This window comes from Lysinibacillus xylanilyticus (assembly GCF_001708185.1).
In the GTDB taxonomy this organism is placed as follows: domain Bacteria; phylum Bacillota; class Bacilli; order Bacillales_A; family Planococcaceae; genus Lysinibacillus; species Lysinibacillus xylanilyticus_A.
Window position 1 is genome coordinate 62186 of record NZ_MDDN01000017.1, and the last position, 10841, is coordinate 73026.

5 protein-coding genes are annotated in these 10841 nt (G+C 37.8%); 2 read left to right on the forward strand and 3 right to left on the reverse strand.

What is annotated here, in order from left to right; translation table 11 throughout:
* The first annotated feature begins 9 nt into the window (after window positions 1-9).
* Window positions 10-5097, forward strand: coding sequence for a DUF4132 domain-containing protein (locus BFJ97_RS20240; protein ID WP_068986448.1), 5088 nt, complete (start codon window positions 10-12; stop codon window positions 5095-5097).
* A 478-nt stretch (window positions 5098-5575) separates the two neighbouring features.
* Here the strand turns inward: BFJ97_RS20240 and BFJ97_RS20245 are convergent, their stop codons facing one another.
* The 3 genes from BFJ97_RS20245 to BFJ97_RS24905 all read right to left on the reverse strand — a co-directional run bounded on the left by BFJ97_RS20245 (window position 5576) and on the right by BFJ97_RS24905 (window position 8124).
* The gene (locus tag BFJ97_RS20245; protein ID WP_068986449.1) at window positions 5576-6307 is read right to left on the reverse strand and encodes a hypothetical protein; all 732 of its coding nucleotides are present in this window, start codon (window positions 6305-6307) and stop codon (window positions 5576-5578) included.
* Window positions 6300-7637 carry an AAA family ATPase gene (locus BFJ97_RS20250; protein WP_068986450.1) on the reverse strand — a complete coding sequence of 446 codons (1338 nt, stop codon included), beginning with the start codon at window positions 7635-7637 and terminating at the stop codon, window positions 6300-6302. The genes BFJ97_RS20245 and BFJ97_RS20250 overlap by 8 nt, the downstream gene beginning before the upstream one ends.
* A gap of 241 nt (window positions 7638-7878) precedes the next feature.
* A complete protein-coding gene (locus BFJ97_RS24905; protein WP_068986451.1) occupies window positions 7879-8124 on the reverse strand; it encodes a hypothetical protein in 246 nt (81 codons plus the stop codon).
* Between the two features lie 630 nt (window positions 8125-8754).
* On the opposite strand from BFJ97_RS24905, the gene BFJ97_RS20260 reads away from it, so the two are divergent.
* Window positions 8755-10503, forward strand: coding sequence for a methyl-accepting chemotaxis protein (locus BFJ97_RS20260; protein WP_068986452.1), 1749 nt, complete (start codon window positions 8755-8757; stop codon window positions 10501-10503).
* The last annotated feature ends 338 nt before the right edge of the window (window positions 10504-10841 follow it).

The following is a 10841-nucleotide window of genomic DNA, read 5'->3' on the forward strand; positions in this document are numbered from 1 at the left end:
GCGATTCTCATGACACTTACACATGAACAAAATGTACAATTGCAAAATAAAATAGATACTGCACCAATAGCTATTCAGCCACTAGCCACAGCATTGCTTCACTATATGGATAATCGTGATCATGATATTGAGCGACAAGTTGCTAAATTAAATGTCACAACACTTGAGGAGCTATTTGCTGGGCCACTATTCGATGTTCTTACACTCTTTTCTTCACAAGAGCGTGCACAAACTATTAAGAAACTGGCATTACGTTACGATACAGCAATGTTTCAGACCGGCTTTATGCGTAGATCATTTCGTTCTGCACAACCCGTACAGGACCACCTTTCTCAATGCTTACAATTAATTGAAGAAATGCTGACATTTGAAGAAATGAATCTGCAGGAATTACTGATAAATCACAATCAATTTGAGCATGGTTCTTACCCTAACTATAGCTCCTTTGTCATTAAAAATGAGAATACAAAGGTAATGCCCTTTAATGTTTTTGAACAAATGCTTGCTGAAGAACTGTCATTAGAAAACTCTGTTATTGAAGAAGCGGTTGAAAATATATTATTTGACGAGCATCAGGGTACCTTTTTTGGATACCCACTGATAAGAGGTATTTTCAAATCAACCAATACTCGTATGCATGAGGCACTTGGTAAACTATTAGTTGCTGCTGCACGGCAAGAGGGACTACGTCAAGCCATTGTAGAAAATATTGATCATGGTACTCTCGATGCGCAGCTGACAATTATGAAGCTTATTCAGGAGCATCAGCTCACTCGCTTCTCCTCCGTGATTCGCGCTGTCGATACATGGATGGGACTTGGCTATAATAGCTTCGAAAATCAAAAAGTAACAGAGGAAGTATTATCGTTAGCGATTCAAGCAATTGAAGACGACCAGTTCGCCGTTGAGCTACTAAAAAGTGAGCGAACGATCGATATTTACGTGGCACTTTGGGCAATTTCTACAAAGGATTACACGAAACTCGATACTATTTTGCCAGAGTTGTTAAACCGCGAAAAGCATATCCAGCTGACAACACTTGCATTTTTAAAAAATCTAGGGAAAACTTCCTTCACTGCACAGTATGTCAAGGATCTTATTTTAACAACGACGGATATTGAGCTATTTACATTTGCTTGGGGCAATTTCCTATATGCAAATAACTATATTAATAGTGAATATGCTAGAGATAACGATTGGGTTAAAGATTTACAAAAGTTCATGCAAGACAATACCCAGCTACAAGGTATTGAATACTCTCTATTTGAACAGCTTGAATGGGCAAAGAGCAAAATCACGAAAGATGGTATAACAATTACAGGAAAACCTTTATCATTCGTCTATGCACACTTGTCGTTAGAAGATTTAATTTCAACACAAATCATTTTAGCCCACCATTTACAAGATGAAGAGCTATTTCAACGTATTATTGCGGATGCAGATTCTTACTCTCCTACAAGTAGAATCGGTCTTCTTAATATTTATTGTCTTGACGATACTACGCAAGGAAAGCGCGATTTTCTATTTAGCGCTTTACGAGATCGAAGCTCCATCAATCGTTCCCTTGCGTTGAACAAAATACAATCACTAACACCTACAGACGATGAAGTTTTAAAAATTGAGGACCTTTTAGCGAATAAATCAGGCTCACTTCGTAAAGAAGCCATTTCACTCTTAAAGCTTCAGCCGCAAGAGAAAATATTGCAAAGTGCCGAACGACTCATACAGGACAAGAAGCAGTTGAAGCGACTTGGTGGGCTTGAGTTGTTGTTGGAAGCCTCTAAAGAATATCACTTAGCCAGTGAGCAAATAGCCACATTCTGTGACCTGCTTCCGAAAGTAACGAAGACAGAACAAGTGATGTTAGATCAATTGTTAACAAGTGATGTTCCAGAATATAACGAGGGCAATGGCTTTGGTTTATATACGCCTCACCCTCCTATTCAATACGACAACATCACTAATATTGATATAAAGATGAACGGTATGGAAGCATGGCAGCAGCTTGTTCCTTTATATATACAGGAAACAATGCCACTGGAAAAATTCTTTAATTACAATGTAGAGAAGCTGTTGTTAAAGCTTGAACAACTTATTCAACTATTGGATGCTAATGCCCACTATGAGTACGAGACATATCAATGGAATGATACGCCGATTACAACAACATTAGGGCAAACATTTAACATCGTTGCTGCGAAAACAGAAAATAATCGAAATGCAAGTCTCGATGTATATCCGATACCAGATGAAATTCTCCAGTGGATAAAGAGGTCCAAATTCAGTACAGAGGATTTAGCTTATTTTAACTTTTATAACAATCTATCTGAACATCCTGCGGTACATGAACTGAGCGAAGCAGCACAAACCTTAATCGCTCCATTCTTTAATTATGCAGAAATAAAAGAATTTGTTGCTAAGTTTAACAACTTAAAGTATCAGCGAACATTGGAACGAATTTTCACTGTACTTTCCCAAGATTTAGATAATGTCTCTGGAGAGCAGGCGCTTCATAAAGAGGCTGTCGCATTACTAACACAGCATGCACCTGAGTTTAATGCTTTTGAACAAGCAATCGGTATTATGCTTCAGCTTTTAACACAAATATCGGCCGAGCAGTGGAAGCTTGAGGTACGAGAGAGGGACTATTATTATAGCTCTACTTCAACTATAGTAGCTTTAGATGTTATTGGTACTTTTGTTCATCGATGCTTCTCTGACTATACGACTTACGGTGAATATGTCAAAATGCTTGCCATTAACGAAGAGTTAACAAAGAGGAAGCAGACAGAGCAATATAGCCCAACTATATACAATCTAAACCTATTCCAATATTTAGATGCTTGTAAAGCAGGCTTGTTCACTACGGATCATTTATTTGAAACCATCTTCACAGATACATTAGCCTCTGAAATACTTGGTGCACCAAGTAAATTAACGGAGCGTTATCAACAGTCATTTGAAGACTTATCGAATCTCTTTGCTGTTCGTGAGCAGGCCATTGATCGCATTTTAGAGATAGAGCTTATGCGTGGTGATATTCCTACAGCAGTAACGAAACTCGCTAGTAGAATTTCTTATATAGAGGGTATTGATTATTTCTTAAAGATTTTACAAGCATTAGATGGTGAAAAGCTTGCTCGTGGCTATATTTGGCAAGCGGAAACGAAAAAGGATGTTTTTTCTCGCCTACTTGCAAGCTGCTATCCTAAAAAGGAAGAAACTGCGCAGCAATTAAAAGATGCGTGGGAAAAAACAGATATTTCAAAAGAACGCTTAATTGAAGCGATGATGTATAACCAACATTGGGTCGACCTTGTTAGTGACTTGATTGATTGGGAAGGATTAAAAGAATCAGCATGGTACTTTATCGCCCATACAACCGACTATTTATCAGACTTTGCTAAAGATCAGATTGCTCTTTTCTCAAGCATTACTGCTGATGACTTCCGTGATGGTGCATTTGATTTAGCTTGGTTCCAAAGTGCGTATCAAACAATAGGCGCCAAAAATTTCAAGATTGTATATGATGCAGCAAAATATGCATCGGAGGGAGCTAACCACCGTCGAGCACAGCTTTATGCAGATACAGCAATAGGCAAGCTTAGTCCAGAACCGTTAATGGAAGAAATTCGTGATAAACGCAATAAAGATAAACTACGTGCACTCGGACTTATTCCACTAAAAAAATCGGATCAACAGGATGCGCTAACACGCTATCAATTTATCCAACAGTTTTTAAAGGAAAGCAAACAATTTGGTGCACAGCGTCGTGCTAGTGAAGCACGTGCAGCCAGTATTGCGCTCGAAAATTTAGCACGAAATGCAGGAGATGGCGAAACAACACGCTTCACATGGCGCATGGAACTAGCCGCCTTTACCGATATCAAGCATTTATTCGATGCACAACAAATCGAACATATTACTGCACAGCTACAAATTGATGAAGATTCAAATGTTACGATGATCGTTGAAAAGGATGGGAAGCGACTAAAAAATATTCCTGCTGCACTAAAAAAACATGCGCAAGTTGTAGAATTGCAGGAGGCAAGAAAAGAATTACAGGAGCAATATAAAAGAGCACGCCCAGCACTCGAACAGGCAATGGAGCTTGAAACTAAATTCTTTGCCGAAGAGCTGATCAATTTATTAGAGCACCCGATTTTAGCTCCACTTCTCCAAAAACTCATCTTTAAAAAAGAAGAACATGTAGGATGGCTAACTAAGGATGGTCTAAAGCTACTAACAGACGACATAGTATCGCTTGCTCCTACAGCTATATTAACAATCGCCCATCCGTATCACCTACTGCAAAGTGGACAATGGCGACAATGGCAAGCTACTATGTTCGAACACGAAATAAAACAGCCATTTAAGCAAATATTCCGTGAGCTGTATGTAATAAATGCAGATGAACAAGGACAAAAAAGATCATTGCGTTATGCGGGACATCAAGTAAATCCTTCTCAAACGGTTGCACTCCTAAAAACACGGGGTTGGCAAATTAGTTATGATGAAGGACCACGAAAAGTGTATTACAAAGAAAACATCGTTGCCTCCTTGTATGCGCAGGCAGATTGGTTTACACCAGCAGAAATCGAAGCACCGGCTATTGAAGGTGTCTATTTCTACAATCGATTAACTGGTAAAGACCTAGTATTAGATGACATTCCTGCAACGATATTCTCAGAAGTGATGCGAGATATTGACCTCGTTGTAAGTGTTGCACATGTCGGTGGTGTTGATCCTGAAGCGAGCCATTCTACAATTGATATGCGTAGTGTCATTGTAGAAGAATTAGCGAAGCTATTAAAGTTAACAAATGTCGAAGTGAAAAAGCAGCATGCACTTATTGAAGGCAAACTTGCTAGCTATTCATTGCACTTAGGCAGTGGCGTTGTCCATCAAGTGGGCGGTTCAATGATTCCAATAATCGCCGTACCATCTCAGCATCGCGGACGCATTTTCTTACCAATGGTGGATGATGATCCGCGTACAGCCGAGATTATGTCAAAGCTTTTACTGTTAAGTGAGGATACAAAAATTAAAGATCCAGCTATTTTAGGACATATTCGTAGCTACGAGCAAATGCGCTAAAGCCTCATGTGCACAAAAACAGGAAACGGTCGCTAGATGATTTTCGTCACCTGTTGTTAAAATTGCAATGCCCTCCATTTAAATATTGGAGGGCATTTATAGTGTTGAAAACAAACTGGTCAGGAAGATCTTTGTGAATGTTGTGGTTCTTTAACATAAAGGTGATTTATTAAGGTGTCATAGTATAGCTCTTCGGCAAAACGAAGCGCAGCAAAAACAGATATACAATCGCCCTAACTGTTATAAGTCTATTATGAAGAGCAACCATTTGTTCACTTTTGAAATGCATAGATTTTATAAAAGTTCTACACTATTGCTGATTGTAGTGGAAGGCTACTCGACTCCCGTGGGAAAGCGAGACAGGCGAGACCCTGCACGAAGCGAAGCGGAGGAAGCGGCTCGACGCTCGCCCACAGGAAAGCGAGTAGCCTGGAACGGAAATCATCATTCACATAGATTATCTTAGCCATTTTGTTTTTCATTGTACATCTGATTTAATCATTTCAAATAAAAACGGCACATTCGTTCCGCGTTGTAACGAATTACAGCCCTCCATTAAAAAAGACCAGCTCATTTTCATTTTTTCTTTATACGGAAGCTCTGCGTTAACTGGAAGAAATTCTGTTAAATATTCTTCTATGGAACTCGATAAACTTTCCATAAATTCATCAGCTTTTTGCACCTTTTCCGTTGCTACTTCATTGCGCTCATCCCATAGTACATGTTCCAAGTTTGTAGAAAAATAAAATAGCTGATACGGTATTTTTAATCGTTGAATGCTAAAATGATCATTCGCTACAAGGATTTTGGCATTATTCGCCTTCATTTCATTACGTTGCTCGATTTGCTCCTTACGCTTCTCAGATTTCACCAATATTGCATCTTCTGTGTAATGTAACTTCCCCTCAATATCTTCCTTCACCTTGACAAATTCAGGGGCGATAAAGCAACCATCTGCATCTGTAATATGAACAACAGCAGTTAAATCCTTCGCTAAAAACTTATACTTCTCCAAATAGTTCTGAATCACTCGTGCAACACTATTTTTAATATTAGGTATTCGTCCCTTAGCATCCCACTTCGTTAAAATATCCTCCCGTTGTACATCGAAACGAATCGTGGAATTTGCAAAATGTTCATCCAGATAATCCTCCAAAACAATTTGCTCCGTCTGTCCCTCTACAATGATTAAAAGAACCTTTTTAGTCACGCTGTACACCCGCTTTTCTAAAGGCACGCTTAATTTTAAATGTCTTCGTTTCCTTATATACTTCTTCATCCTGTCCGCCCAACTGAATTGCACGTAAATAAACATCTCGAGCATTATTGACCTCTTTAATACCCTTTAGCTGTATATAACGACGATCCTCATTCGTTGTCGTGAACCATAAGTTTTTAATAGCTAGCACCTCTAACACACGTAAATTATGAGACGTAAAAATAAGCTGACCTTTTCCGCCCTCATCAATCACTGTTAACAACTCGCCTAACAAATATTCAAAAACACCAGAATCTAATTCATCAATTATTACACAAGCATTTGGGTTGTTATAAACGGCAATGAGTACACTGAGTACAGAAATAATTTTCAAAATTCCCTCTGACTCTGTCCGTAGTGGTAATTCGCGTTCCCCTCGCTGCGATAAAAATTCAAAACGGATTCCTTTTTCCCCGTTATCCATAGTTTGTTTTGTAAGCACATTAATCTTTATAGACAGACCAGGAATAATCGCGGATAATACTTGATTACTTTGCTCTATTACTTCACATAACACGTAAAATGCATCCTCAGGCAATAACGCTGGCCCCTTCAAATTATAAGGGATAGAACCACGAGTTTTTTCAAGATGAATACTAAAGGGCATACTGCGCTCTTCATATAACGGTGCGATATTTTGATTATTAACGACATGTAAATCCCGATTAAAATCTATTGCTAAATTATGAATCAATTGCATTTCTAGCTCTGACAACCTGTCCTGTAATAATGGCTTTAAATCTTTGTGAAAGATAAAGGACATATATTGTTTTTTAGCTAATTGATGAGTGACTAGTAATTGGATACGCGTTTTTTCATTCATATCAGAAAGATTTGCTTTACGTAGTTGTATGCCTTCCTCTGTAACATTAATTAGAATCTTTGAACGCTTCCCTTTCTCATTTTCTCTGTAAGCTAAACGTTCAACCGTTGTGTACAGTCTGTTTTGATCTTCTTGTAACTCTACATAATAATTGAGAAAAAATGTGCCAAATTGATTTTCTACTAGAAACTCGAACTCAATACTTGCCATATCCTCCCCTGCCATAATTAATTTCTTTTCCTGAGATGGTAATTTAATTTCAGCAATCCAGCCGGAGATAAGTGCCTTTAACAAGCCAAACGCATCAACAATAGTTGTTTTCCCAGAACCGTTTTGTCCATATAAACCTACAACATTGGGTTTAAAAAACGTCTCGAAATTTACCGCTAAAATAATTTCACCATGTCGTACATTTCGTAAATTTTGTATCTTTATTTTTTTGATTTTTATAATTGTCATCTCACTAAACATCCTTTAATGATATTTTCTTCTATTATAATTAAAATCGATATATTTTATAACAACTTCTATTTTAAAGACTGATATCATTAGCTATTATTCACTCCTAGTTTAAAGCCTATGACAATCATAATAGTGAGCATATGTTAGAAAAGAAAAAATGAAGAAAGGTGTGTTTCATTGTTCAATCCTAGATTAACTCCCGAAGATGACAATTTTGATGTTAACATTCCGTATCACCCTAGCATGCTTCCTGGTAGCTCCTATCCACCTTCATATCCGTCTCAACCATACCCATCGCGTCCTTCGATGCCATATCCATCACAACCTTATCCTTCGCGTCCTTCGATGCCATATCCATCACAACCTTATCCTTCACATCCTTCAATGCCATATCCATCACAACCTTATCCTTCGCGCCCTCCGATGCCATATCCATCACAACCATATCCTTCGCAACCTTCAATGCCATATCCTTCGCAACCATATCCTTCGCGCCCTCCGATGCCATATCCAGGCGGGCAATATCCTAGTTTCCCAGGGTTAAACTTACCAGGAATGCAAGATATGTTACCTGGCATGTTTGGTAATCCAAGGTAAATAACTATAACAAAAAAGGCTATCCATACGTTCAAATACGAACTAGTGGATAGCCTTTTTATCTATTACACGAAAGGATTTCCCCTTCCCCCATAAAATAAAGCCTTGAAATTTTCTACCTATATTTTAATCATTTGAAATCAACTTAGATAACGACTCTCAAGTCATTTCATATTAGTAAAAAGTTATTTTTTAGTAAAATTATCCACATCAAAAGGATTCATACGGACTAAAAACCTAATCTTTTATTTTAATTCCGAAGATCTACAGTTGAAATAGTAAGTTCTTTGGGTTGTGAATCATATTTTATGTAAGTATAGTTGTTTATTGTCAGGGTATAAATGGATTAATTTACATTCATATTTTTTTGAGTAAAAAGGAACATAAATTTTCATGATTAATTACATCTGAACTGTCAATTGTCGCGAGCACTTCTCGTTACATTCGACTATCACATCAACGATTGTCCCTTTTTTTATCTAAAATATGTTTTGTATATAATTTTAGGAGGAAGAGCATGAAGACAAGCAAGCAAAAGCATATGTCCATCAGTAAGAAATTAACGGCTATAACGTTAAATATCTTATTACTATATGGATTAGTTACTTTAGGTCTTTCCTATTATATAGTGAAAGGCAGCAATTTAAAAAATATGGACCTATCCCTTCATGATCAAGGAATGATTCTATCAAAGACTATAGATTTAAAAACATTGCAATCTGTATTGCAGGAACCTAATGCTAGTAACCCAGATGTCCTTCGTTTGACAAAAGAAATGGATGCTGTAAACAATCAATCAGATCTGATTACGAATCTTTTTCTCATTACAGTAGATGGAGAAAAAATAAATGCACCGGTTCTTTCGTCTAGTGTACTTAATGAAGGAGCTGAATATAATCAGGATATGATAGAAATGGGTCTATCCTCAGATTTCCTTGCAAAGATTAAAGAGGTTTTTAAAACAAAGGAAGCTACAGCTACTGAAATATATAGCGATGAGTATGGTAGCTATAAAACAGGACTCACACCAATTTTGGATGAAAATGGATCTATCTTAGCTGCTTATGCAATGGACTACGATGTATCAAAGGTAACTGCTAAGGCAATGTCAGAAGTATTATGGACTCTTGTAGTTACAGTTATTTTCTTAATTGGTTCTTCCATTGCAGTTTTCTCGCTTGTAACAAGAAAATTAACACCTATCCAACAACTTTCTCTACAATCTAAAAAGGTAGCAGAAGGTAATTTAGAGCTTGAGCCTTTACCTGTATCATCAACAGATGAAATTGGCCTCCTAACGAAAAACTTTAATTCCATGATTGAGAATTTAAGAACCGTTAATAAAAGTGCGGCAAATGTCTCTACACACGTTTCAAATTCTGCCAATATTTTATCAGCCAATATGCTGGAAGCGACAGATTCTTACAATAGTATAGCTTCATCCATGCAAGAGATCGCTGGGGGCGCTGATTTACAAGTACAAAAGGCAAAAGAAAGCGCCATTACAATTGAAGAAATGAGCATTGGTATTCAACGACTTGCCATGACATCAAATCAAATTTCAGAGTCCTCTATCCTTACTTCAGAAGAAGCTGAAAAAGGCAATGAATCTACTAATAAATCTGTCGCCCAAATGAATGTCATTAGTAAAGCTGTCAATCAATCTGCAGCATCTGTAAAAATGCTTGGTGAGCATTCAGGTAAAATTGAAGAAATCGTCGGTATTATTACAGGTATCGCTTCCCAAACGAATTTACTAGCGCTAAATGCAGCAATAGAAGCTGCTCGCGCTGGAGAAGCTGGAAGTGGCTTCGCTGTTGTAGCAGATGAAGTTCGCAAGCTTGCCGAGCAATCAGAGGCGTCGGCTCGTGAAATTTCCACGCTTATCTCCCATATCCAACATGATACGAATGAATCTGTCAATGTAATGAGACTAGCTGTGGAAGAAGTGGACAATGGTTTAATGATGATTAATGATTCTGAACAGTCGTTTAGTCAAATTTTAACTTCCATTCATCATGTTACTGGACAAATTCAAGAACTATCTGCAACGATCGAAGAAATGGCTGCGGGTATGGAGGAAGTAACTTCTGCCGTTAAAGATATGGAAGATTTCTCGGTAACTTCGAGAGATAATACGAGAGCAGTAGCCGAAACGTCTGCATCGCAACTTAACACTGTGCAGAGAGTTTCTGAAGAAGCTCAAGTGCTGAATGACTTATCAAGCGAATTATTAAACGTTGTCAACACATTGGAAGTGAAATAAGGTGAAACTTCATTCAGAGGGAGGGGTTCCCTCTGAATGTTAGTTAAACCAATTAGGCAGTTACATGTGGGATAAAAATGAAAGGAGCTGTCCTATAAGTAGAAGTAAGTCATTTTTTCTTGATTAGGCATCCCGCAGCGATTCGAGGGCTTTTATCAGCGATTTCGGTACCTTTATCAGCAATAGTCAACATTCTATCCATTAAAGCATAAAAAACATACTAAGATTAGTAGTACAAACCAAGGCCATGGTTTGTGCTACTATTTTATTTAGTAGAAGTGAAGAAAAGTCGACCAGCCTCTGGGATCATATAGAATCCGTATCATAAACTGGCTAAC